23 protein-coding genes are annotated in these 24,751 nt (G+C 64.0%); 15 read left to right on the top strand and 8 right to left on the bottom strand.

Features of this window, described 5'->3' with window-relative positions; all coding sequences use genetic code 11:
• Nucleotides 1-44 precede the first annotated feature (44 nt).
• The 11 genes from ABD050_RS10960 (at nucleotide 45) to ABD050_RS10910 (ending at nucleotide 10,967) form a co-directional block, all read left to right on the top strand.
• A complete protein-coding gene (locus ABD050_RS10960) occupies nucleotides 45-755 on the top strand; it encodes a hypothetical protein (protein ID WP_343889368.1) in 711 nt (236 codons plus the stop codon).
• Nucleotides 752-1,237 carry an NADH-quinone oxidoreductase subunit NuoI gene (gene nuoI / locus ABD050_RS10955; protein ID WP_343889367.1) on the top strand — a complete coding sequence of 162 codons (486 nt, stop codon included), beginning with the start codon at nucleotides 752-754 and terminating at the stop codon, nucleotides 1,235-1,237. The genes ABD050_RS10960 and nuoI overlap by 4 nt, the downstream gene beginning before the upstream one ends.
• A gap of 33 nt (nucleotides 1,238-1,270) precedes the next feature.
• The gene (locus ABD050_RS10950) at nucleotides 1,271-1,882 is read left to right on the top strand and encodes an NADH-quinone oxidoreductase subunit J (protein ID WP_343889366.1); all 612 of its coding nucleotides are present in this window, start codon (nucleotides 1,271-1,273) and stop codon (nucleotides 1,880-1,882) included.
• Nucleotides 1,879-2,184, top strand: a complete 306-nt coding sequence (gene nuoK, locus ABD050_RS10945; protein WP_343889365.1) for an NADH-quinone oxidoreductase subunit NuoK — start codon at nucleotides 1,879-1,881, stop codon at nucleotides 2,182-2,184. Before ABD050_RS10950 ends, nuoK begins: the two co-directional genes overlap by 4 nt.
• Before the next feature lie 112 nt (nucleotides 2,185-2,296).
• Nucleotides 2,297-4,381 carry an NADH-quinone oxidoreductase subunit L gene (gene nuoL / locus ABD050_RS10940; RefSeq protein ID WP_343889364.1) on the top strand — a complete coding sequence of 695 codons (2,085 nt, stop codon included), beginning with the start codon at nucleotides 2,297-2,299 and terminating at the stop codon, nucleotides 4,379-4,381.
• Nucleotides 4,378-5,907 carry an NADH-quinone oxidoreductase subunit M gene (locus tag ABD050_RS10935; RefSeq protein WP_343889363.1) on the top strand — a complete coding sequence of 510 codons (1,530 nt, stop codon included), beginning with the start codon at nucleotides 4,378-4,380 and terminating at the stop codon, nucleotides 5,905-5,907. Before nuoL ends, ABD050_RS10935 begins: the two co-directional genes overlap by 4 nt.
• A complete protein-coding gene (nuoN, locus tag ABD050_RS10930) occupies nucleotides 5,904-7,337 on the top strand; it encodes an NADH-quinone oxidoreductase subunit NuoN (protein ID WP_343889362.1) in 1,434 nt (477 codons plus the stop codon). The genes ABD050_RS10935 and nuoN overlap by 4 nt, the downstream gene beginning before the upstream one ends.
• On the top strand, nucleotides 7,304-8,056 hold the full coding sequence (locus tag ABD050_RS10925) for a biotin--[acetyl-CoA-carboxylase] ligase (RefSeq protein ID WP_343889361.1): 753 nt from the start codon (nucleotides 7,304-7,306) through the stop codon (nucleotides 8,054-8,056). The genes nuoN and ABD050_RS10925 overlap by 34 nt, the downstream gene beginning before the upstream one ends.
• A gap of 22 nt (nucleotides 8,057-8,078) precedes the next feature.
• On the top strand, nucleotides 8,079-8,879 hold the full coding sequence (locus ABD050_RS10920) for a type III pantothenate kinase (protein WP_343889360.1): 801 nt from the start codon (nucleotides 8,079-8,081) through the stop codon (nucleotides 8,877-8,879).
• 165 nt (nucleotides 8,880-9,044) lie between these two features.
• Nucleotides 9,045-10,682, top strand: coding sequence for a ribonuclease J (locus tag ABD050_RS10915; protein WP_343889359.1), 1,638 nt, complete (start codon nucleotides 9,045-9,047; stop codon nucleotides 10,680-10,682).
• 3 nt (nucleotides 10,683-10,685) lie between these two features.
• Entirely contained in the window at nucleotides 10,686-10,967 is a 282-nt protein-coding gene (locus ABD050_RS10910) for a DUF1467 family protein (RefSeq protein WP_343889358.1), read from the top strand.
• Between the two features lie 111 nt (nucleotides 10,968-11,078).
• Here the strand turns inward: ABD050_RS10910 and bfr are convergent, their stop codons facing one another.
• From bfr to purL, 7 genes are all read right to left on the bottom strand, one after another.
• Nucleotides 11,079-11,567 carry a bacterioferritin gene (gene bfr, locus ABD050_RS10905; RefSeq protein WP_343889356.1) on the bottom strand — a complete coding sequence of 163 codons (489 nt, stop codon included), beginning with the start codon at nucleotides 11,565-11,567 and terminating at the stop codon, nucleotides 11,079-11,081.
• Nucleotides 11,568-11,668: 101 nt separating this feature from the next.
• Entirely contained in the window at nucleotides 11,669-11,839 is a 171-nt protein-coding gene (locus ABD050_RS10900; RefSeq protein WP_343889355.1) for a (2Fe-2S)-binding protein, read from the bottom strand.
• Between the two features lie 82 nt (nucleotides 11,840-11,921).
• The gene (locus tag ABD050_RS10895) at nucleotides 11,922-13,187 is read right to left on the bottom strand and encodes a DUF418 domain-containing protein (protein WP_343889354.1); all 1,266 of its coding nucleotides are present in this window, start codon (nucleotides 13,185-13,187) and stop codon (nucleotides 11,922-11,924) included.
• Nucleotides 13,188-13,246: 59 nt separating this feature from the next.
• Nucleotides 13,247-13,747 (bottom strand): hypothetical protein, encoded by a 501-nt coding sequence (locus ABD050_RS10890; RefSeq protein WP_343889353.1) that lies wholly within the window; start codon nucleotides 13,745-13,747, stop codon nucleotides 13,247-13,249.
• Nucleotides 13,748-13,798: 51 nt separating this feature from the next.
• Nucleotides 13,799-14,215, bottom strand: a complete 417-nt coding sequence (locus tag ABD050_RS10885; protein WP_343889351.1) for a DUF3052 family protein — start codon at nucleotides 14,213-14,215, stop codon at nucleotides 13,799-13,801.
• A complete protein-coding gene (locus ABD050_RS10880; protein WP_343889350.1) occupies nucleotides 14,212-14,667 on the bottom strand; it encodes a hypothetical protein in 456 nt (151 codons plus the stop codon). Before ABD050_RS10880 ends, ABD050_RS10885 begins: the two co-directional genes overlap by 4 nt.
• 65 nt (nucleotides 14,668-14,732) lie before the next feature.
• Entirely contained in the window at nucleotides 14,733-16,961 is a 2,229-nt protein-coding gene (purL, locus tag ABD050_RS10875; protein ID WP_343889349.1) for a phosphoribosylformylglycinamidine synthase subunit PurL, read from the bottom strand.
• 347 nt (nucleotides 16,962-17,308) lie between these two features.
• Between purL and ABD050_RS10870 the strand changes: the two genes are divergently transcribed.
• From ABD050_RS10870 to ABD050_RS10860, 3 genes are all read left to right on the top strand, one after another.
• The gene (locus ABD050_RS10870; protein ID WP_343889348.1) at nucleotides 17,309-18,253 is read left to right on the top strand and encodes a hypothetical protein; all 945 of its coding nucleotides are present in this window, start codon (nucleotides 17,309-17,311) and stop codon (nucleotides 18,251-18,253) included.
• Between the two features lie 10 nt (nucleotides 18,254-18,263).
• The gene (locus ABD050_RS10865) at nucleotides 18,264-18,755 is read left to right on the top strand and encodes a hypothetical protein (protein WP_343889347.1); all 492 of its coding nucleotides are present in this window, start codon (nucleotides 18,264-18,266) and stop codon (nucleotides 18,753-18,755) included.
• Nucleotides 18,756-18,823: 68 nt separating this feature from the next.
• On the top strand, nucleotides 18,824-19,888 hold the full coding sequence (locus ABD050_RS10860; RefSeq protein WP_343889346.1) for a hypothetical protein: 1,065 nt from the start codon (nucleotides 18,824-18,826) through the stop codon (nucleotides 19,886-19,888).
• Nucleotides 19,889-19,907: 19 nt separating this feature from the next.
• On the opposite strand, the gene ABD050_RS10855 is transcribed toward ABD050_RS10860, so the two are convergent.
• Complete coding sequence (locus ABD050_RS10855; RefSeq protein WP_343889345.1) at nucleotides 19,908-20,108, bottom strand: hypothetical protein; 201 nt, start codon at nucleotides 20,106-20,108, stop codon at nucleotides 19,908-19,910.
• A 1-nt stretch (nucleotide 20,109) separates the two neighbouring features.
• On the opposite strand from ABD050_RS10855, the gene ABD050_RS10850 reads away from it, so the two are divergent.
• A complete protein-coding gene (locus tag ABD050_RS10850; protein ID WP_343889344.1) occupies nucleotides 20,110-24,690 on the top strand; it encodes a hypothetical protein in 4,581 nt (1,526 codons plus the stop codon).
• Nucleotides 24,691-24,751 lie beyond the last annotated feature (61 nt).

Below are 24,751 nucleotides of genomic sequence, written 5' to 3'. Positions count from 1 at the left end.
TTATTGCGCTAGAAAAACACGGGCGTGGTGATGCCGAGACTTATATGGCGCGTCCAATCGTTGGCCAGCCGTGGCCATTTGAGGTCGCTGAAGTCAATCTCAACGTAGATGCAAAAGATGGAGCCCCAGAAAGAGTATTCAGTGGGACTTCACCAAACGGATTTTCCATACGAGCGTCTGAAATTAGGGTCGCGCCGGGCGCGTTAGAAATTCGAGCGTTTCGCACCTACTCCGATGGTAACATGGTGCCGATTTTTTTTGGAAATTGCCTGACAGGCCAATCCGGACAGCCGAGCGCGTATCCGTCCAATATTTTATCAATGAGCAAGAAAAATTTGATCGATCTACAAAGGCTCGGATCGGTCAATTTAAGTGCGTCCGAAGATTGTCAGGTAGTTTCTCCTCAGGGATGGCTTTCACGCTTCTCCTTTTCTTTTCGTGATTCGGGGTCTGGGGCTACCGTTACGCCAAAAGACAAATTGCTATGGTTAGGCGCCTCGCCACAATTTAAAGTGCTCCGGGCACCGCTGCCGCCCAACTCCAAAGCGAAATGGATTAGATCGTTCTTCCAGGTGGATGGGTCTAAGGACGACCATTCTTTCAAAGATATTTGGTTTTATGAAACTCCGGATCGAGTGCAGTCATCCGCAGCCTTCGAATTTTTCCGTTTCACGCCTCCCGGAAGCACCATGATTCAAGAGCTTTCAGGAATCTGTGCAAAATTCGTCGTGCCGAGCGAGAAAGCTGCATCATGAGCCTTACCCAGATCATCAAATCCTACACCCTGTGGGAATTCATCAAGGCGCATGCGCTGACGCTTCGCTATTTCTTCAGGGCGAAGGCGACGATCAACTATCCGTACGAGAAGAACCCGATCTCCCCGCGCTTCCGCGGCGAGCATGCGCTGCGCCGCTATCCCAATGGCGAAGAGCGCTGCATTGCGTGCAAGCTGTGCGAGGCGGTGTGCCCGGCCCAGGCGATCACGATCGAGGCAGAGCCGCGCGAGGACGGCAGCCGCCGCACCACGCGCTACGATATCGACATGACCAAGTGCATCTATTGCGGGCTCTGCGCCGAGGCGTGCCCGGTCGATGCGGTGGTCGAGGGCCCGAACTTCGAATTCGCGACCGAAACCCGCGAGGAGCTGATCTACAACAAGGCGAAACTGCTCGATAATGGCGATCGCTGGGAGCGCGCGATCGCCGCGAACCTTGCCGCCGACGCACCGTACCGTTAAGCGCCAGCCGAATCCGAGGGGCACCCAGATTTCGTGATCCAAGCACTCGCCTTTTATCTCTTCGCCGCCATGGTGATCGTCAGCGGCGCGCTGACGATCACCGCGCGCAACCCGGTCCATGCCGTGCTGTGGCTGATCCTCGCCTTCTTCAATGCGGCGGGGCTGATGGTGCTGCTCGGCGCCGAGTTCATCGCGATGCTGCTGGTGATCGTTTACGTCGGTGCGGTCGCGGTGCTGTTCCTGTTCGTCGTGATGATGCTCAACATCGATTTCGCCGAGCTGCGCAGCGGCTTCGCCAAATATCTGCCGATCGGGCTGGTGCTGGCGGTCGGGCTCGCGGCCGAGATCATCATCGGCATCGGGGCCTATAGCGCGGGCGCGATCGAGATTGGCCGCCGCCTGTCGCCGATCGAGAAGCATGTGCCGAACATCCAGGCGATCGGTAACCTGCTCTATACGCGCTATCTGTTCATCTTCGAAGGCGCCGGCCTCGTCCTGCTGGTCGCGATGATCGGGGCGATCGTGCTGACTCACCGCGAGCGCGGCGGCACGCGGCCGCAGAATATCAACCGCCAGGTGTCGCGCCGGCCGAAGGAGGCGGTGCGCAACACCCAGCCCGGCGTCGGCAAGGGAGTCGAGCTGTGATCGGCCTCACCCATTATATCATCGTTGCGGCGATCCTGTTCGCATTGGGCGTGCTCGGCGTCGTCGCCAACCGCAAGAACCTCATCGTCATGCTGATGGCGATCGAGCTGATCCTGCTCAGCGTGAACATCAATTTCGTCGCCTTCTCGGCCTATCTCCACGATCTGGTCGGCCAGGTGTTCGCGATGTTCGTGCTGACGGTCGCGGCCGGCGAGGCGGCGATCGGCCTTGCCATCCTGGTCATCTATTTCCGCGGACGCGGCACGATTTCGGTCGACGACGTCAACCGGATGAAGGGGTAAATCCGTTGTTTCCTCTTCCTTCCCTCTTCGCGTCTTCGCGTCTTCGCGTGAACGCATTCAATGAATCACGCGAAGGCGCGAAGGCGCGAAGCGGTTTCGCCGAGGTCGCCGCGTGAGCTATATTTTCTTCATCGTCTTCCTGCCGCTCCTCGCGGCCGTGATCGCAGGGCTCGGCAACCGCCTGCTCGGCAACACCGTGGCCAAGGTGCTGACCACCGGCGCCCTGTTCGCCTCGTGCGCGCTCAGCTGGCCGATCTTCATCCACTATCTCGGCGGCGGCGAGCCGACGATTGCGCCGGTGTTCGACTGGATCCATTCGGGCGACCTCCAGGTCGCCTGGGCGCTCCGCGTCGACGCGCTGACGGCGGTGATGCTGGTCGTCATCACCTCGGTCTCGGCGCTCGTCCATCTCTACAGCTGGGGCTATATGTCGGACGATCCCGACCAGCCGCGCTTCTTCGCCTATCTCTCGCTCTTCACCTTCGCGATGCTGATGCTGGTGACGGCGAACAACCTCGTCCAGATGTTCTTCGGCTGGGAAGGCGTGGGCCTCGCTTCCTATCTGCTGATCGGTTTCTGGTTCAAGAAGCCGAGCGCCAATGCCGCCGCGATCAAGGCGTTCGTCGTCAACCGGGTCGGCGATCTCGGCTTCATGCTCGGCATCTTCGGCACCTATCTGGTCTTCCAGACGGTCTCGATCTCCGACATCCTGCACATGGCGCCGGCGATGAAGGGCTCGACGATCGGCTTCCTCGGCTACCGCCTCGATACGATGACCATCCTCTGCCTGTTGCTGTTCGTCGGCGCGATGGGCAAGTCGGCGCAGCTCGGGCTCCACACCTGGTTGCCCGACGCGATGGAAGGCCCGACCCCGGTCTCGGCGCTGATCCACGCCGCGACGATGGTGACGGCCGGCGTGTTCATGGTCTGCCGCCTCTCGCCGATGTTCGAGACGAGCCCGTTCGCGCTCACCGTTGTGATGACGGTCGGTGCCGCGACCTGCTTCTTCGCCGCGACCGTCGGCCTGGTCCAGACCGACATCAAACGCGTGATCGCTTATTCGACCTGTTCGCAGCTCGGCTACATGTTCTTCGCGGCGGGCTGCGGCGCTTATGGCGCGGCGATGTTCCACCTGTTCACGCACGCCTTCTTCAAGGCGCTGCTGTTCCTCGGCGCCGGCTCGGTGATCCATGCGATGCACCATGAGCAGGACATGCGCTATTATGGGGCCTTACGGAAACACATCCCCTGGACCTTCTGGGGGATGATGGCCGGCACGCTCGCCATCACCGGCGTTGGCATTCCCGCGGTATTCGGCAACACCATGGCGATCGGCTTTGCCGGCTTCCATTCCAAGGACGCGATCATCGAGGCCGCCTGGGCGTCGGGCCAGTCGGGCGCGTCGATCGTCGGCATGATCGTTGCGCTGCTGACCAGCTTCTATTCCTGGCGGCTGATGTTCCTCACCTTCTGGGGCAAGCCGCGCTGGGCGCAGTCCGAGCATATCCAGCATGCGCTGCACGACGCGCACGGCCATGACGCGCATCATGACGACCACGCGCACGCGGACGGCCATGACGCCCACGCGCATGCCCATGGCCCTGAAGATCAAAGTGGGGGCACTGGCGGCTATCATCCGCACGAAAGCCCGCTGACCATCCTCGTGCCGCTGGCGCTGCTGTCGCTCGGCGCGATCGCGGCCGGCTTCGTCTTCCACGGCTATTTCATCGATCCGACCGCTGGAGAAACCTATTGGAAGGGCAGCATCGCCTTCCGCGAGCATCTCATGGAAGCGATGGAGACCATCCCGCTGGCGGTGAAGCTCAGCGCCACCATCGCGATGCTGGTCGGGCTATGGACCGCCTGGATGATGTATATCCGCGCGCCTGGCTTCCCCGCCGCGCTCGCCGGGCAATTCAGCGTTGTCTACCGCTTCCTGCTCAACAAATGGTATTTCGACGAGCTGTACGACCTGCTCTTTGTCCGCCCCGCCTTTGCGATCGGCCGGCTGTTCTGGCATCGCGGTGACGAGAAGACGATCGACCGGTTCGGGCCGAACGGCTCGGCCTGGGTCGTCGCGCTCGGCTCGCGCGTCGCGGGCCGGATCCAGACCGGCTATGTTTATACCTATGCCTTTGTGATGCTGCTCGGCCTGACCGGCGTGGTGACCTGGGCGATTTACGTGAGCGCCAAATGACCGGCTTCCCAATCCTTTCGGTCATGCTCGCGATCCCGGCGATTGCGGCGATTGCCTGTTACTTCGTCAGCGCGAACGGTGCGCGGTGGATCGCGCTGCTCGCCACGCTGGTCGATCTCGTCCTCGGCATCGTCCTGTGGGCGCAGTTCGATATCGGCGGGCCGCAATGGCAGTTCGTCGAGCATCACGATCACCTGTTCGGGCCGTTCGGCTGGGCGCTCGGCATCGACGGCTTCGGGCTGATGCTGATCATGCTCAGCGTCTTCCTGATGCCGATCTGCATCGGCGCGAGCTGGGTTTCGATCCAGAACCGCGTCCAGGAATATATGGCTGCGTTCCTCGTCACCGAGCTGCTGATGATCGGCACCTTCGCGGCGCAGGACCTGTTCCTGTTTTACATCTTTTTCGAGGCCGGCCTCATCCCGATGTATCTGATCATCGGCATCTGGGGTGGTGTGAACCGGATCTACGCGAGCTACAAATTCTTCCTCTACACCTTGCTCGGCTCGGTGCTGATGCTGATAGCGATGTTGTGGATGGCGCAGTTCGCCGGCACCACCGACATCCCGACGCTGCTCAACACCGATTTCCCGGTCCATGCCCAGACCTGGCTATGGCTCGCTTTCTTCGCCTCCTTCGCGGTGAAGATGCCGATGTGGCCTTTCCATACCTGGCTTCCGGATGCGCACGTCCAGGCGCCGACCGCGGGCTCGGTCATTCTGGCGGGCGTGCTGTTGAAGCTCGGCGGCTACGGTTTCCTGCGCTTCTCGTTGCCGATGTTTCCCGAGGCCTCGGCGCAGTTCGGCTGGCTGATCTTCGGCCTGTCGGCGGTCGCGGTGATCTACACCTCGCTGGTTGCGCTGGTGCAAAGCGACATGAAGAAGCTGATCGCCTATAGTTCGGTCGCGCACATGGCGATCGTCACGATCGGCCTGTTCGCCTTCAACCGGCAGGGTATCGAAGGCGCGATGATCGTGATGCTCAGTCACGGGCTCGTCTCGGCCGCGCTCTTCCTGTGCGTCGGCGTCATCTATGACCGGCTGCATACCCGCGAGATCGCCCGCTATGGCGGCCTCGCGATCAATATGCCGCGCTATGCCTTGCTGTTCATGCTCTTCACCATGGCCTCGATCGGCCTGCCGGGCACCAGCGGCTTCGTCGGCGAGTTCCTGAGCCTCGCCGGCACCTATCAGGTCTCGACCACCATCACCCTGCTCTGCACGACCGGCATCATTCTTGGTGCGGCGTACATGCTCTATCTCTACCGCCGTGTCGTGTTCGGCGATCTCACCAAGGATGATGCCCGCGCGATGCCCGATCTCTCGCTCCGTGAAATCGCGCTGCTCGCGCCGATCGCGGCGGTGGTGCTGTGGATGGGCGTCTATCCGGAGAGCTTCATAGCGCCGATGCGCGGCGATGTCGGCACGCTGGTGGCGCGGATCGCCCGCGCCGCGCCCGCCGGCGATTCGCTGCCGACGCCGGGCAAGCACATGATCCCCGCCACTCATGGGGAGGCAGCGAAATGACCGCGTCTCTGCTCATGACCCTGCCTGAGGACGTGCTGGCCCTCGGCGCGCTGATTCTGATGCTGGTCGCCGCCTGGGGCGGCCAGGCCTCGACCAAGGCTGTCTCCTGGACGGCGGTGGCCGTGCTCGCCGGTGCGACGATCTCGCTGTTCGGCGCCGCGTCGTCGGGCGGAGACGCGTTCTACGGCCTCTACCATGCCGACGCCTTCGCGGCCTTCGCCAAGGTCCTGATCTACGGCGCCGCCGCGGTCTCGATCATCATCGCCCCGCGCTTCTTCCAGCGCGGCGCGGGCGACGATCTCCGCCCTGAATATCCGGTGCTGATCCTGCTCTCCGCGGTCGGCATGGGGATGATGGTCTCGGCCGGCGACATGCTGACTCTCTATGTCGGCCTGGAACTGCAGAGCCTTGCCGCCTATGTGCTGGCGAGCTTCATGCGCCGCGACACGCGCTCCGCCGAGGCGGGCCTCAAATATTTCGTGCTCGGCGCGCTGGCGAGCGGCATCCTGCTTTACGGCATCAGCCTGGTCTATGGCTTCAGCGGCACCACGCTCTTCTCGTCGATCGCGACCGCTTACGGCGCCGGCCATTCGCTCGGCCTGACCTTCGGCCTGGTCTTCGTCTTCGCCGGCCTCGCCTTCAAGATCAGCGCCGTGCCGTTCCACATGTGGACGCCCGACGTGTATGAAGGCGCGCCGACTCCGGTCACCGCCTTCTTCGCCTCGGCGCCCAAGGTCGCGGCGATGGTGATGGCGATCCGGGTCGCGATCGAGGCGATGGGCCCGGCGACTGACCAGTGGCGCCAGATCGTGATCTTCGCATCGCTCGCCTCGATCATCTTCGGTGGCGTCGCGGCGATCAACCAGAGCAACATCAAGCGACTGCTCGCATACAGCTCGATCAACAATGTCGGCTTCGCGCTGATCGGCCTTGCCGCGGGGACTCAGGTCGGCGTCGCGTCGGTGCTCTATTACATGACGGTCTATATCGTCATGACGCTGGGCAGCTTCCTCGTCGTGCTCCAGATGCGCGGTGTCGACGGCGAGCCGGTCGAGAGCATCGCCAGCCTCGCCGGTCTGTCACGCACCCGCCCGCTGCTCGCGGCGGCGATGGCCTTCTTCATGTTCTCGCTGGCAGGCATTCCCCCGCTGCTCGGCTTCAACGCCAAACTGGCCGTCTTCAACGCGGCGATGGGCAGCGGCCTTTATCTGCTCGCCGTCGCGGGCTTCGTCGCTTCGGTGATCAGCACCTATTATTATCTCCGGGTGATCAAGGTGATGTATATCGACGAGCCGGCGCCCGCGTTCGACAGCGAGCGCAGCCTGGTCGAGGGCGGATTGACCGCGGCGGCGGCGATCTTCGTGTCGCCGCTCGGCTGGCTCCTCCCGCTCGGCGCATGGACGATGATCGCCGCCAAGGCGCTGTTCTGACGCATATCATCCGCACCGTCGCCGAGACGGGGTCGACCAATGCCGACATGCTGATGCTCGCGCGCGGCGGCGCACAGGAAGGGCTGTGGCTGCGCGCTGAGCGCCAGACCAGCGGGCGTGGCAGGCAGGGGCGGGTGTGGACTTCTGCTGAGGGTAATCTCTACGCGAGTACCCTGGTGCGGTTGAGGGCGATCGACCCGCAGGCGGCAACGCTGGCCCTGGTCGCGGCGATTGCGTTGGAGGAAGTGGTGCGGGCCTATCTTCCTTCGTTCTCCCTTCCCGGGGGAACAGTGATCAAATGGCCCAACGATCTCCTTCTCGACGGCGCCAAACTCTCCGGCATCCTGCTCGAACGCGCCGACGATGCGGTGGTGATCGGCATCGGCGTCAACCTCGCCCATCATCCCGAAAGCCTCGATCGCCCCGCCACCAGCCTCGCCGCGCACGGCGTCACGCCCATGCCCGAGGATTTTCTCGACACCCTCGCGACTGCCTTCGAACGCTGGCTCGCGATATGGCGCAACGAGGGCCTTGCCCCGATCCGCGCCCGCTGGCTCGATCGTGCGCACCCCGTCGGAACTGCGCTGACGGCGCGGCTGCCCGACGGCAGCGCGATCGATGGCCTGTTCGCCGGGCTCGACAGCGAGGGCGCCCTCATCCTGCGCTTGGCGGACGGCACCAGCCGTGTCATTCACGCCGCCGATGTTTTCCTGATCTGACCAACGAAAGTAGAAGCTCGCCATGCTGCTCGCCATCGATGCCGGCAACACCAATGTGGTCTTCGCGCTGGTCGAGCCCGGCTCGGCTTCGGCGGGCAGCGCGATCAAGGCGCGCTGGCGCATCGCGACCGATCCGCGCCGCACCGCCGACGAATATGCCGTCTGGCTCAGCCAGCTGCTCAATCTCGAAGGCTATGACCGCAAGCAGGTGACGGGGGTCATCATCGCCACCGTCGTGCCGCGCGCGCTCCACAACCTCCAGACGCTCGCCCGCAAATATTTCGGCGGCGAGCCGCTGATCGCCGGCCAGCCACCGGTCGAATGGGGCATGCAGCTCGACGTCGAGGAGCCCCATGCGCTGGGCGCCGACCGTGCGGTCAACATGATTGCCGCACATGCGCTTTACGAAGGCGATCTGATCACGATCGATTTCGGCACCGCGACCACCTTCGACCTGTCGGATTTCAAGGGCGCCTATAAGGGCGGCATCATCGCGCCGGGCATCAACCTGTCGCTCGATGCGCTCGTCACCGCCGCCGCCAAGCTGCCGCGTATCGCGATCGAGGCGCCGGAGGACACAAGCGTGATCGGCCGCGACACGGTCAGCCAGATGCATATCGGCATTTATTGGGGCTATATCGCAATGATCGAAGGGCTGGTGGCCCGCATGAAAGCCGAAGTCGGCCGGCCGGTAAAGGTGATCGCTACCGGCGGCCTTGCGTCGCTTTTCGAGAAACAGACTGATGTTTTCGATCATATCGAGCCCGATCTGACCATTCAGGGGCTGGCGATGTTGTGGGATCGCGCCCATATAGGTGGTTGATGGAGCGCGCGGCCCCTCAGGTCGTCACCCTGAACTTGCTTCAGGGTCCATGCGCGGCCCTTCGACACACGAACGCCGCTTATGAGGCAATCGACCGCGCATCACCATGACCGCGCGGTCTGACGCTGGCTCCAATTCCCGAATTTTGAAAGTACCCAACACAACGTGACTCCCAAGAAAGAACTCCTTTTCGTTGCCCTGGGCGGCTCCGGCGAGATCGGCATGAACGTCAATCTCTATGGCTGCCAGGGCAAGTGGCTGATGGTCGATTGCGGCATCACCTTTGCCGATCCCCAATATCCCGGGATCGACGTGATCCTGCCCGATCTCGCCTTTATCGAGGACCAACTCGACAACCTGCTCGGCATCGTCCTGACTCATGGCCATGAAGACCATATCGGCGCGCTGCCCTATCTCGCCGAGGATCTCGGCGTGCCGCTCTACGCGACGCCGTTCACCGCAGGGCTGATTCGCGGCAAGCTGGAGGAAGAAGGCAACGCCAATCGCGTGCGCCTCACTGTCATCCAGCCCGGCGCTTCCTTCGATACCGGCCCGTTCGGTGTGACCTTCGTCCCGCTGTCGCACTCGATCCCCGAGGCGAACGCGCTGCTGATCGACACGCCCTATGGCCGCATCTTCCACACCGGCGACTGGAAGCTCGATGCAGCGCCCGTGCTCGGCGCGCCGACCAGCCCCGAACAGCTCGACGTGATCGGCGACGAGGGCATCCTCGCTCTGGTCTGCGATTCGACCAATGTGTTCAACACCGAGGCCTCGGGCTCAGAGGCTGATGTCCGCGTCGGCCTGTCGGAAGTGATTGCCAAGGCGAAGGGGCGGGTGCTCGTCACCACCTTCGCCTCGAACGCGGCGCGGCTCCACACGCTTGGTCAGGTCGCAAAGGAAACCGGGCGCAAGCTTTGCATCGCCGGCCGCTCGCTCGATCGCATTCTCAAGGTCGCCCGCGCGACCGGCTATCTCAAGGATTTCCCCGAGACGGTCGATCCCGATGCGGCGATGCGCCTGCCGCGCGACAAGATCCTGATCGTCGCGACCGGCGGCCAGGGTGAGGATCGCGCTGCGCTTGCGCGGGTCGCATCCGGCTCGCATCCGATCAGCCTCGACACGGGAGACACAGTCGTCTTCTCGTCGAAGCAGATCCCTGGCAACGAAGTCGCGATCGGTCGCATCCAGAACCAGCTCGCCGCCAAGGGGGTCGAGATGATCACCGAGCGCCAGGCGCATGTCCATGTCTCCGGCCATCCCGGCCGGCCCGAGCTTGCTGCCATGTACCGCTGGATTCGCCCTGAGCTGCTGATGCCCGTCCATGGCGAGATGCGGCACCTGATGGAGCAGGCGCGCTTCGGCCTTTCCGAAGGCATTCCGCGGGCGCTGGTCCAGACCAATGGCGATATCGTCCGCCTCGCGCCCGGCTTGCCCGAAAAGCTCGGCCACGCTCATTTCGGACGGCTGGTGCTCGATGGCGACGTGATCCTGCCCGGTGACGGCGCCACCATCAACGAGCGCCGCAAGCTCGCGCTCAACGGCCAGATCTCGGTCGCGGTCGCCATCGATCGCGGCGGCAAGATGATCGGTCAGCCGCAGGTGCGGCTGCAGGGCATCCCCGTCGAGGAGGACCGCGATCCGTTCATCGACGAGACGATCGGCGCAGTCGCCGAGGCGACGAAGCAGGGCGGCCGCGACCGCGACAAGCTCCGCGAGGGCATCCGCCTCGCTACCCGTCGCGTCGCGACGCGCTGGACCGGCAAGAAACCGATTGTAGACGTGCTGCTCATCGAGGCCTGATCCATGCGTTGGTATTCCCTGCTCGCGATCTACTTCCTGTTCTGGGCCTTTTCGGTGTTCTTCGTCTTGCCCTTCGGGGTGAAGACAGCCGATGAGGCGGGAGTCGATCGCGTGCCGGGGCAGGCCGAAAGCGCGCCGCACGAATTCAACGTCTGGCGCATTGTATACCGGGTGACGATCGTCGCCACGGTGGCGTTCGCGATCTTCCTGCTCAATTATCATTATGGCTGGGTCACGCCGCACACGCTGGATTTCTCCGGCGGCGCGAACGGGGCGGCGCAATAGCCATCGTCGTCATGCCGGACTTGTTCCGGCATCCACCGTCGCGCACGAGCATCGATTGCAATGTCTGCGGAACAGTGGACCCCGGAACAAGTCCGGGGTGACGTGTCTCAGTTAGCTAACATCTTCGTCGGCAGCCTTGCTCTGCAGCTGGACGTAATTCGCGATCCCCATGCGCTCGATCATCTCGAACTGACGCTCCAGCGTGTCGACATGCTCCTCCTCGCTGTCGAGGATGCGGCGGAACAGGTCGCGGCTGACATAATCGCGGACCTTCTCCGAATGCTCGATCGCGTCGCGCAGCAGCGGCAGCGCCTCCATCTCGAGCGCAAGATCGGCCTTCAGCGCTTCCTCGACCGTTTCGCCGATGCGCAACCGCCCCAACAGCTGGAAATTGGGCAGGCCATCAAGAAACAGAATCCGCTCGGACAGCATATCGGCATGCTTCATCTCGTCGATCGATTCGTGCCGCTCGAACTCGGCGAGCTTGCGCACACCCCAATGATCGAACAGCCGGTAATGCAACCAATATTGGTTGATCGCGGTCAGCTCGTTCTTGAGCGCCTCGTTGAGGAAATCGATGACCTTGGGGTCGCCCTTCATGACGTGCGCCTTTCGATGTGCGGACGCATCCTACTCCAGCCGCCCCGTTGCGAACAGTCGAAAAAATGGCGGAAATCTGCGGCTTTCAGCGGATGCGAACGCTAGGCGACAGCACGCTCCTCATCGATAATCGCGCGCGCGAAGGGCACGCATTGCCCGCATTTCGGCTGACGGCCGAGCGCTCGGTACGCTTGGCAGGCGCTCCGCGCGCCACTGCGCGCGGCCTCGCGTACGTCTCGTTCCCGAATGGCATTGCAGATGCAGACGACCATGATAGCTCCCTCGCGAGAGGGGTGATCTAGAGCTAATGCGAACCGTTCGCAAGCTCTAATGCGGATCATTCGCAAGAAGACGTCAGTCTGCCGCCAAAGCTGCGCCGCGCATCGGCTGAAAGCGAAGCCGCGCCAGCGATCGCCACAGCCATTCGAGCGGCCCGTACCGGAAATGCTCGAGCCATGGTTTCGACCAGAGCAGCATCAATGCCCAGACAGCAAACACCACCAGGTAAAGCTCCGCCCGGGAGAGTCGCCCGTACAGACCGAACCCGAAGCCGTAGAACAGGGTCGTGCACAGGATCGTCGTGCCGAGATAGTTGGAAAAAGCCATCCGCCCGGCCGCGCCGATTCGCGTGCCCAGCGCACCGCCGCGCCGGGCGAGCAGGACGATCAGGCACGCCCAGCCGATGATCATCAGCGGCCGCACCAGCGTCGGCAGCGTCACGCCGCCGAGCACGACCGGGAAGAGCGCGAAGCCGCTGCCGGCAATATAGCAGGCGAGCGCGATCGAGATGGGGACGCCCACACCGAAACCGATCGCGATCCAGCGCCTGTAGGCGGTGCTGCTCCATGCGCCGGTCAACATGCCGGATTTGAGGCAGGCCATGCCGAGCAGTATATAGCCGAGCGTTTCGGCTCCCACGAACAGCAGGCTGTTGCCGGTGGACGGGAATGCCTTTTTGAAACTGTCAGCCAGCAGCGCCGCATAGGGCCCGCGGTGAAGCGACAGGTCGTCTCGAAGCCATGACGCGCTCGGCATGCCGAAACTGTTCTGGAAGTCCTGATGGCGTCGAAGCGCCTCGGCACTCGGATGGGCCATCTGAATCGCCGCCACGGCGTTGTGCGCGTCATAGGCCATGCCGCCCACCATCCAGAGCTCCACCACGATCAGCATGATCGCGATCGCGACCAGCTTGTATGGCGGCAGCGTGCGGAAGAACCAGGCAATGCAGCCGATCAGCGCATAATGGTTGAGGATATCGCCCCACCACAACAGGATGAGATGTGCCTCGCCGAACAGGAATAGCCAGAACATCCGCGAGAAATGCACCTGCGCCGGGTTCTCGCCCTTCGCGGTTGCGCGGTCGATCACCAGCAGCATCGAGGCGCCGAACAGGAAGGAGAACAGCCCCCGCATCTTGCCGTCGATGAAGATGAAGTTGAACGCCCATGCCGTCAGGTCGGCGCCGCGGTGCCCGCCATAGGCAGCCGGATTGCCATAGGCCGGCTCGGGCATCGCGAAGGCGACGATGTTCATGATGAGGATGCCCATCACCGCCACGCCGCGGATGACGTCGAGCGTCGCGATCCGGCTCGGCGCGACATCTGGCTCGTTGATCGTCATGCTGTTCCCCGCGCCCTGATGCTCGCGGGACTAGGAAGCGGGCTCCGGTCGCGCAATCACTAATAGTCGCTGGTGAAGCGCCACCGAGTCGCCGCCTTTGCCACCAGCGCGATCGGGATTCCGACCAGCACGACATGGCTGAACAATTGTTCGCCGACTTCTTTCATATCGGCTCGCGGGTCGATCGGAAACAGAGTCGGCCAGCGGTACGGCAGGACGACCCAATACATGATGCCCCACAGCATCACGCCATAGCCGATCCCGCTGAGCACCGGCAGTCGGTTGATCATCGAGACGCGCGATGCCGCAAGCATATAGACGGCCGCCATCACCAGCATGATCGCGAAATGAAGTCCGAGCCCGATCGCCGGGAGAACAAGGGGATTGGCGAACGCCTCCCGGTCCACGATCGCGCTTCCCACACCGCGCAACACGCCGAGCGGCGTTCCGTTCGCCATGATGTCGAACGCAAAGGCGGAAAGGATATCGAGCGTCCCCGCGATCACCGTCGCGATGATGGTCGCGCGGACGATTGCCTTGCCCGAATACTGCGACACCATCTGCCTGCTCCCGATATCCGTGGCGAAGCTATCGATCGTTACGGGGGCGGTCTATGGCGTCCTCAGGCTCTTTCGGATCACCAGTTTCAATCCGGACCATATTTCGTCGACCGCGCACACCTTGATGTCGACAAGCCCGATCGGCAGCGCGACTTCCCGAATGGCGTTTTCAGTGATGTCGGTATCAGTCTTCGCCGCCTTTTTGGGCCAGGAGACCCAGACAAAGCCGGCCGGGGCGAGGAGCTGGCGGAGCGCGGCGATTTCCCGGACGAGATCGTCGCGTCTCGTGACGAAGATATGGGCGGCTTCAATTCCGGCCGAGGGCGCCGTCTGCTCGCTCAGGCCGAGATTTTCCGCCTCGATCTCGGCGCGGACGCTGTCGGGCATGTCGAGAAACCAGGCGCGCATGCCCGGCTTCAGCCCCAGCTTCTTCGCCAGCGGCGTCCCGGAATAGCCGGCGCCGCTCATCCCGCCGGACCGCGCGATCGCAGATAGCGGGTGGCGACGAGGGCGATCGGGATGCCGACCAGGATGACATGGCAGAAAAGCTGCTGGGCGATCGGCACGAGATGGCTCGGATGAGGCATCGACCAGCGCAGCGGCCGGATGATCCAGTACATCAGCAGCCACAGCGCGACGCCATACACGGCGCCGAGGAGGAAGGGGCGGTCGAGCAGCGCCGACCATTGCCGCGCCGCAACCATATAGGCGGTGGCCATGCACGCCATGATCGCGAAATGAACCAGCAGGCCGGCCACCGCATAATTGGCATTGGTCAGTGCGCCATCGCCCAGCGGTCCGCTCGCAACGAACTGAAGCACGCCTATGGGCGACGTGCCGGCGATGCCCGAAAAGATGAAGGCGGCCAGGAGATCGAGCGTCCCGGCAATGACGGTGGCAATGGCGATCGGCTTGAGCATGATGATCCCCTCCGGCCGGGGAAGGTCTCGCGCCTTCGCCCGTTCGTCAAGGCCGCGGCGTGTCCTCAGGCGATCGTGTCGCCCATCAGCGTCGGAAAGAACCCTTCATGCGCGGCGCGCAGCGCGTCGAGCGTCACGACATGATCATCGTCGGGCAGCTCGAAGATCAGCCGGCCCGCAATCGTGCGGCCGATCCGCTCGACCTCGATCCCGGCAGCGCCCGCGCCGGACAGGATATCGAGCAGGGCATGGTCAGCCACTGTCGCGACATACAGGCCCTGATCCTCGCCGAACAGCGAGCAGGCAACTCCGCAGGGGAGCGGCGCATGGAGCATTGCGCCGATGCCGCCGGCCAGCGCCATCTCGGCGATCGTCACCGCGACGCCGCCGTCCGAAACGTCGTGCACCGCGGTCAGCCCGCCCGACGCGATGCCGGCGCGCACGAACTCGCCGATGTTGCGCTCGGCGGCGAGGTCGACCGGCGGCGGTGGTCCATCCTCGCGACCGTGCAGCTCGCGCAGCCAGAGCGACTGGCCGACATGGCCGGTGCGGGTGCCGATCAGCACGATCACGTCGCCGGTGCCCTTGAAGGCGATCGTCGCGCTCTTCGACCAGTCCGCGAGCAGCCCGACGCCGCCGATCGCCGGGGTCGGCAGAATGGCGCTGCCGCTGCCATCGTCATTCTTGGTCTCGTTATATAGCGACACGTTGCCGCTCACGATCGGGAAGTCGAGCGCGCGGCAGGCCTCGGCCATGCCCTCGATACAGCCGACGAACTGGCCCATGATCTCGGGCCGCTGCGGGTTGCCGAAATTCATGCAGTCAGTCGCGGCAAGCGGCGTCGCGCCGACCGCGCAAAGGTTGCGATATGCCTCTGCGATCGCCTGCTTGCCGCCTTCATAAGGGTCGGCGAGGCAATAGCGCGGCGTGCAGTCGGTGGTGATGGCAAGGCCCTTGGCGGTGCCATGGACTCGTACGACCGCGGCGTCGCCGCCCGGGCGCTGCACTGTGTCGGCGCCGACCATATGGTCATATTGCTCCCATATCCACCGCCGGCTGGCGATGTCGGGCGATGCCATCAGCGCGAGCAGGTCCGCCGCGACGTCAGTGCATTCGGGTACATTCGCGAGCGGCAATGGGGCAGGGGTCTTCACCCAGGGCCGGTCATAGGCCGGCGCATCGTCCGCAAGCGGACCGAGCGGGATGTCGGCGACTGTCTCGCCCCGCCACTTCAGCACCATATGGCCCCCATCCGGACCGGCTTCGGTGACATGGCCGATCACCGCGAAGTCGAGCTCCCATTTGTGGAAGATCGCCTCGGCAAATGCTTCGCGGCCTGGCTTGAGCACCATCAGCATGCGCTCCTGGCTTTCGGAGAGCATCATCTCATAAGGCGTCATCCCGGTTTCGCGCTGCGGCACCGCGTCCATCACCAGTTCGATGCCGACTCCGCCCTTCGACGCCATTTCGACCGACGATGAGGTAAGGCCCGCCGCGCCCATATCCTGGATCGCGACGATCGCGTCGGACGCCATGAGCTCGAGGCAGGCCTCGATCAGCAGCTTCTCGGTGAAGGGGTCGCCAACCTGGACAGTGGGGCGCTTCTCCTCCGAATCCTCGGAGAAGTCGGCCGAGGCCATGGTCGCGCCGTGGATTCCGTCGCGCCCGGTCTTGGAGCCGACATAGACGATCGGGTTGCCCACGCCCGAGGCGGCGGAATAGAAGATCTTGTCCTGTTCGGCGACGCCGACCGTCATCGCGTTGACCAGGATATTGCCGTCATAAGCGCGGTGGAAATTCACCTCGCCGCCGACCGTCGGCACGCCGACGCAATTGCCATAGCCGCCAATGCCGTGGACGACGCCGGCGATCAGGTGGCGCATCTTGGGGTGATCGGGCCGCCCGAAGCGGAGCGCGTTCAAATTGGCCACTGGCCGCGCGCCCATGGTGAAGACGTCGCGCAGGATACCGCCCACCCCGGTCGCGGCACCCTGATAGGGCTCGATATAGGAGGGGTGGTTGTGGCTCTCCATCTTGAAGATCGCCGCCTGCCCGTCGCCGATATCGATCACGCCGGCATTTTCGCCCGGGCCGCAGATCACCTGCGGGCCGGTGGTCGGCAGCTTCTTCAGATGGATGCGCGAGGATTTATAGGAGCAATGCTCGGACCACATCACCGAGAAGATGCCGAGCTCGGTCAGATTCGGCTCGCGCCCCATGGCGTGGAGCACGCGCTGATATTCTTCCGGGGAAAGCCCGTGCTGGGCGACGATCTCGGGGGTGATCTGGCTCATGCCAGCGGGCTTTAGCGGGGGAGGAGGGAAGGGGCTAGGTCCGAAAACAGCGAGCCCGTGCAAGCCGGGCCGGCGATGTCCGCAGATCGTCACGCGGACAGGGGATTCCACGTACGAAAAGCATCGAAATCAAATCATGTCCTGCGCGGGAGAATATTGATTCCGGCGTTTGAAGATCACGCCCCACCCACGACAAAAGCCTGCCCGGCCACAGGGCAGAGTCGGCGCCGATTACTGGCACGTCCGCCACTCAGGGAATCTACCTATGCGGATAACTTCGCCTTAATCACTTCCGTTATACATGATGCGCCATGAAGCAGAAGCGTATCCAAATCGCCGCCACCTCATTGGCTTTCGCAACCGCGCTCACCGCCACGCCGGCGCTTGCCGATGGTACGGCATCCGGAACGCTGATTCAGAACACCGCGACCGCGACCTACTCGTCGGGAAGCACGACCGAGACCGTTCAGTCGAATACGGTTGTCGTGAAAGTCGATCAGCTGCTCAACGTCGCGACAACCGCGCTGAGCAACACGCCCGCCGCGGCAACGACAACAGCGGCAACGGTCCTGACCTATCAGGTAACCAATACCGGTAACGGTGCCGACACGTTCCACCTGACCGCTGATCCCAACGTAACCGGCAACGGTTTCAACGGCACGATCCAGTCAGTCGTCGTCGATACCAATGGCAATGGCGTCTACGATCCTGGCGTCGACTCGGTCATCACCAACGGCGCCGCCAGCCCGGCCATCGCTGCGGACGGGTCGCTCAAGGTTTTCGTCCTCGTCAACCTTCCCGCCAATTTCTCGGATACCCAGACCAGCCAGGTGCGGCTGACGGCCGCCTCGGTGACGGGCACCGGTACGCCAGGTAGTGTCTTCGCGGGCAAGGGCACCGGCGGCGTCGATGCCGTGGTGGGAGCGTCGACTGCCCAGGCCAATGCGCTTGAATCGCTGATCGCCGCCCTGGCGAGCGTGTCGCTCACCAAATCCGCCACGATCGCCGATCCGTTCGGCGGCAACACGCCGGTTCCGGGGGCGATCGTGACCTATACCCTGGTCGCGCATACGACCGGCACGGGCACCGCCGACAGCGTCCATGTGACCGACGGCATTCCGGCCGCGACGACGTACCAGCCCGGCACGCTGACGCTGAACGGCGCGCCCCTGAGCGACGCCACCGATAGCGACGCGGGTATCGCCGGCGCTTCGGGCATCGATGTTTCGCTGGGCAATATCGCGGCTGGCGCAGCCGACAAGACGGTTACCTTCAAAGTCAAGATCAACTGAGGCTAAGACCATGAACATGAAGCATTTTATTACCTTGGCGGGTCTTGCGGCAACGGTGGCGCTGGTACCGGCGACTCACGTCGCGGCACAGGCCGCGGCCGGCAACCCGGTGACGCTGACGAGCGACGTCAAGCTCGACAAGGTCGTGGTGACGAACGGGGTGAGCAAGCATGTGCTGGTCGAACCGAAAAAGGTCGTGCCAGGCGATCATCTCATCTTCTCGACTCAATACCACAACAACGGCGCCAAGCCGATCCAGCATTTCATCGTGACCAACCCACTACCGTCGGCGGTGACGCTGGCCAGTGACGGTTACGGCAATTTCGACGTCTCGGTAGATGGCGGCAAGAGCTGGGGGAAGCTCGCGGCGCTCAACGTCTCCGACGGCAAGGGTGGGCAGCGCGCTGCGCAAGCCACCGACGTCACTCATGTGCGCTGGATCGTTCCAGCCATCGCGCCGGGCGCTTCCGGCAATCTCGAATATCACGCCATCGTGCGCTGACCAGTTTGCCCAGGTCCGCGGGCGATTGGGGGAGCGGGCCAGTTTTTACTTGAGGGGGGTTACTACTGATGAAACACGCCAACCGGCTGCTTTGCGCGGCCAGCATCTCTGCGCTCTTCGCGCTGGGTGCCACTCCGGCCTATGCGGCCGGCACTACCGCAGGTGCGACCATAACCAACACTGTTACCGTTAACTTCCAGGTTGGCGGTGTTGCGCAGACTGCACAATCGGCATCGAACAGCGTTACGGTTGACCGCAAGGTCAATCTGACGATCGTCAATGTCGGTTCCACCACGTCGGTTTCCCCGGGGCAGACCGCTGCCGTGACGACGTTCCAGGTCACCAACTCGTCGAACGATACGCTCGACTTGTCGCTGGCGGCCCTGAACCAGTCAGGCGGCACCGCTGCTCATGGCGGCACTGACGCGATTGATGTCAGCAACTTCAAATATTACGCCGATACCAACAGCAACGGCGTTTATGATGCCGGCACCGACACGCAGATCACCTGGCTCGACGAAGTCGCGGCCGACACGACGAAGACAGTCTTCGTCGTCTCGGACGTTCCGTTGACCGCAACCAACGGCCAGGTCGCCGGCATCGTGCTGACTGCCCGGGCTGAAGCAAGCGGCAGCGCGGGCACGCAGGGTGCGTTGCTCACTGCCACCGCCGGTGCGAACACCTCGGGTGTCGATACGGTCTTCGCCGATGGCGCGGGCGCGACCGACTCAGCAAATGACGGCGCGTACTCGGTCAAGGGCGACTATACCGTTTCGGCGGCGTTGCTGACGGTCACCAAGACCAGCATCCTGATCAGCGATCCGGTCAGCGGGACGACCAATCCGAAGGCGATCCCGGGCGCGGTGATGGAATATTGCATCATCGTTTCCAACGGCGCCGGTGCTGCGACCTCTACCAGCCTCAGCATCAGCGATCCGCTGCCGACGACGGTGACCTATAACTCAGGCTATGGGATCTTCATCAACGGCACGGTCACCGGTGGCACCTGCAACAGCGATGGCAGTGCCGGCGGCAGCTACGCGGCCACGCCGACACCGACAGTGAGTGGTGGGCTTGCCAACCTCTCGGCCGGCGCCAGCGAAACGCTTCGCTTCCGCGTGACGATCAACTGATGAGCCAGGGCGGCGGCGCTTAGCCGTCGCCGCCCTTCATCATTGAGAACCCTATGGGTCGCAACCATCCCTTGCGGGCGGTGGCGGTCGCGCTCCTCTGCGCCCTGATGTTGCTCATCGCTCCAGGGTCGCGTGCGCAGACTGTCACGAATACCGCCAACGCCAACTGGATGCAGTCCGGTGAACCGTTTTCGACGGCGTCGAACAGCGTGTCCTTCACCGTGATCAAAAAAATTACACCGCCCATCGGCTCCGGGCAGACGGGAACGCTCACCGCTGCGCTCGGACTGGTCTTCGACAGCGAAGACGGCACGATGGTGAATGGCGCGAAAGTCTCCATCGTCGACGCAGTGACCGGGCAAAGCGTTCAAGTGTTCGCCGCTGACGGCGTCACCGCCTGGCCCTCGACGGTTTATACCGGGCAATCCGTGACTGACGGCGCCGGCGCCGTCTACCAGCTCCAGCCGGGCGAATATCGCTTTCCGCTGCTGGCGGCGGGCCAATATCGCCTCGTCGTCGAGCCGCCCAATCCCTATCATGTGCCGTCGGCGGCCGACATAGCCCAGCTTTCCGGGCTCACCAGGCCCGACGGCAGCCCGTTGATGATCAACGACGCGTCCTTTGGCGCTGCCTTCACGATCTCCAGCCCGCAGCCGATCCGTGTCGACATTCCGGCTGACCGTCCGCCGACCGCGGTAACGCTGACCAAGACAGCCTCGCGCCAGACCGTCCAGCCGGGCGATGTAGTGTTCTACACCGTCACGGTGAACAACCCGGACCATTTCCACAGCAAGCGCGCTGTCACGGTGGTCGATACACCGTCGCCGATGCTGCGGTTGCGGCCGGATTCGGTCCGGATCGACGGCGTCGCGCTCCCAGGCCTGGTGACGATTGCCTCCGACGGCAGTACGCTTACCGTCAGGTTGGGGAATATAGCGCCGGGCGCTGCCCGAACCGTCACGTATGCGATGAGCGTGCGGCCCGATGCGCTCCAGGGGCAAGCACTCAACAAGGCGATCGCGACCGATTACCGCGGCACCCTCTCCTACGCCACCGCCGTGGTCAGGATCGAGCAGGATGGCCTGACAGCGCGCATGACGCTGATCGGCCGCGTCACCGATCATGGCTGCTCGGCCGACGGGCCGCATGACGGCATTGCCGGCGTTCGAGTCATGCTCGAGGACGGCAGCTTCGCGGTCACCGACCGAGAGGGCCGCTACCATTTCGATGGCCTCGTGCCCGGCGACCATGTCGCGCAGGTAATGGACATGACCCTGCCCGAGGGCGGGCGCTTCCTGAACTGCGGCCGCTCGACCCGCAACGCCGGGAGCGCGATTTCGCGTTTCGTGACTGGGCAGGGCGGCAGCCTGGCGGTTGCCGATTTCTATGCCGAAATTCCAAGGAAACAGATGGTTACGCCCAAGCGTGACCCTGAACAGAATCCGGAGCTGGGCCCTGCGGGGGGCGTGGTCCAGCCGGTCAGCGGCGGCGCGCCGGGGGACGCGCCGCCGCTCGATCCACACAATGCGGCATCCGGCGCCCCGGTGCCGGAAGACGCCGATGGCGCCGTTTCCGACCGGGTCGCCGCCGGCGCCGAGACTGACTGGCTGGCACTGGGCGACGGCCCGATCGACTTCCTGTTTCCGGCGGTGGATTACAATCCGCGGGCGCCGGCGCTTCGCGTCGTCATCCGCTATCGCCCCGGCCAGAAGGTCGAGCTGTCGTCAAACGGCCACCCGGTTGCCGCGATCGCCTTTGATGGCGACAAGACCTCGGCCAACCACGCCTGGGCGGTCGGCATCTGGCGCGGCATCCCACTCGATGGCGATGTTACGCACCTGACGGCCGTCGTGCGCAACGCCGATGGCACGGTGGCCGCAAATCTCGCGCGGGACGTTCATTTCAACCAGACAGCGGCCCAGGTCCAGATCGTGCGCGAAAAGACGCTGCTGGTTGCCGACGGCCGCACCAGGCCGGTGATCGCGCTCCGCGTGCTCGATCGCAACGGTAAGCCGGTGCATGCCGGCATCTCCGGCGACATCGCCCTCAACGCGCCCTATGAGAGCGCTGAAGCAGTCGATGCCATGCAGTCCCGCGCCCTGTCTGGCCTCGGCCGGGCGGCGCCGCACTGGACGGTGAAGGGCGATGACGGCATCGCGCTGGTCGAACTCGCGCCGACCATGGTCAGCGGTGCGCTTCAGCTCGATTTCAACTTCGTCGATGGCCAGCAGAGGCGCCACCAGACGCTGAACGACTGGGTCGTGCCGGGCAAGCTGCAATGGACCCTGGTCGGGCTGGCCGAAGGCTCGGTCGGCGCGCGCACCATCGCCGATGCCATGGAGCGCACGGGCAATTTCGACAGCGATCTCGGTGATCACGGCCGGGTGGCCTTTTACGCCAAGGGGCGGGTGCTCGGCCGCTATGTGCTCACCCTGGCCTATGACAGCGCGAAGCGGCGCGACGATCAGCAATTGCTCGGCGCGATCGACCCCAAGGCCTATTACACCGTCTTCGCTGACGGTTCGAACCGCCGCTTCGACGCGGCGAGCCGGGAGAAGCTGTACGTCCGCATCGAGGCGCGCGCGTTCAACGCGCTGTTCGGCGACTTCAGCACTGACTTCAACCAGACCGAGCTGGCCCGCTACCAGCGCACGATAACCGGCGTGAAGGCCGAAGGCAGCGCGGGCGGTTTCCACGCCGAGGCCTATGGCGCGCGCGTCTCCTCCACCCATCATCGCGACGAAATCCAGGGCGGCGGCATTTCCGGGCCCTACACCCTGTCTTCCCGCGCGATCATCGCCAATAGCGAGCATGTGGTGATCCAGGTGCGCGACCGATTCAGGTCCGAGATCATCGTCGACACGAGGACGCTGACCCGCTTCCTCGACTATGACATCGATCTCCTGTCGGGCACGATCAGCTTCAAGCAGCCGATCCTCAGCCACGACACCTCGCTCAACCCGCAATTCATCGTCATCGACTATGATGTCGATCCGCTCACCAATAACGGGGGCGTGCTGAACGCCGGGCTGCGCGCCGACTGGACCTCGCACAATGGCGGCCTGCGCATCGGCGCCAGCGCGATCACGGACAAGGGTGACGCGGCACGCACCAATCTCGCCGCGATCGATATCCGCGCACGGCCCAACGCCAACACCGAGCTGCGCGCGGAGGCGTCGGTCAGCCGCAGGAATGGCGACAATTCAGTGGCCTGGCTGGTCGAAGCCGAGCATCACGACAAGCGCCTTGATCTCCTCGCTTATGCTCATTCGGTCGATCCGAATTTCGGGGTAGGGCAGCTCAACGGCCCGGAGCTCGGCCGCCGCAAGCTCGGCGTCGATGCCCGGCTGAAGCTGACCGAGACCCTCTCGATCGATACCACCGCCTGGTATGACGAAAGCCTGACTGATCCCACGCATCGCGAGGCGATTCAGGTGAAGGGCGAATACCGGACGAAGAGCGCCGATATCCACCTCGGCGTCTCATCGATCCTCGATCACCTTGCCGACGGCACCGACGCGAATTCGACCGTGCTCGACGCGGGGGCGACCAAAAGGCTGTTCGACAACAAGCTGCAGATCGACGCCTCGACCAGCTTCGGCCTGGGCAAGACCGAGTCGATCGATCTGCCCGCGCGCCACCTGCTATCGGTCCGCTACGCTTTGTCGCCGCGGATCAAGCTGATCGGCAGCTACGAAATCGCCACCGGCGATGCGATCAATGCCCGCACCGCCCGGGTCGGCTTCGAGCTTCAGCCCTGGACCGGCGGAAGGATCGTCAGTTCGGTCGAGCAGCAGCAGATCGCCGAATATGGCCCGCGCAGCTTTGCCGCCTTCGGCCTTACCCAGTCGTTCGAGGTCACCAAGCACCTGACGATCGACGGTACGCTCGACGCGAACAAGGTGCTTGGCGGTTTCGACATCACCAAGATCGTCAATCCCGCCCAGCCAGTCGTCAGCGGCGGCCAGCTGGGTGGCAATGCTACGCTGACCGAGGACTTCACCGCGGTGACGCTCGGCGCGACCTGGCATGGCGGCCGCTGGACGGCGACGATGCGCGGCGAGTGGCGCGACGGCGAGCTCGCCCGCCGCAAGGGCGTGACCTTCGGGGCGATCCGCCAGCTCGGCGAAGGCAGCATGGTCGGCTCGGGCGTCAGCTGGACTCATGCCAATGGCAGCGACGGCAGCATGACCGAAGTGCTCGACAGCGCGATCGCGGTGGCGAACCGTCCGGCCGGTTCGGCCTTCGCTTTCCTGACCAAGGTCGAATATCGCAGCGATCTGGTGGTTGGCGCCACTGCGGGGCTGGCGGGCGTCAACGGGGTGACGGGCACCACGGCGCTCACCGTGACGGGCAACGCCAAATCGCGGCGCCTGATCGGCAGCTTCTCCGCCAACTGGTCGCCGCGCGGCAATCGGGACGGCGAGTTCGTCCAGCGCTCCGAACTCGGCGTCTTTGCCGCCGGACGCTACAATTTCGACCGCTATGACGGATACAACCTGGCCGGCACCACGCTGCTGGCAGGGCTCGATGCGCAGATCGGCATCGGCCAGCGGGTAGCGCTGGGTGGGAGCGTCACGCTGCGCAGCAACCTCGCTGATCACACCACGAGCTTCGCGATTGGCCCGCAGGTGAGCGTCGTGCCCGCCACGAACGTGCTGCTGACCGTCGGCTACAACGTCAAAGGCTTCCGCGATCGCGACTTCGCCGCCACCCGCTCGACCAACAAGGGCGTGTTCGCGACGCTGAAGATGAAGTTCGACACCAGCAGCTTCGGGTTCCTGGGCCTGGGGCGGCGCTAGGGAAGGCCGCCCCCGCGGTGGCCGGATAGGCGCCCGACGGCCCGGGGACCTCCCGCTGTTT

Source organism: Sphingomonas oligophenolica (assembly GCF_039522915.1).
Lineage (GTDB): Bacteria > Pseudomonadota > Alphaproteobacteria > Sphingomonadales > Sphingomonadaceae > Sphingomonas > Sphingomonas oligophenolica.
Note: the sequence above shows the minus strand (reverse complement) of the source record. Positions and strands in the feature narration are given on the sequence as shown.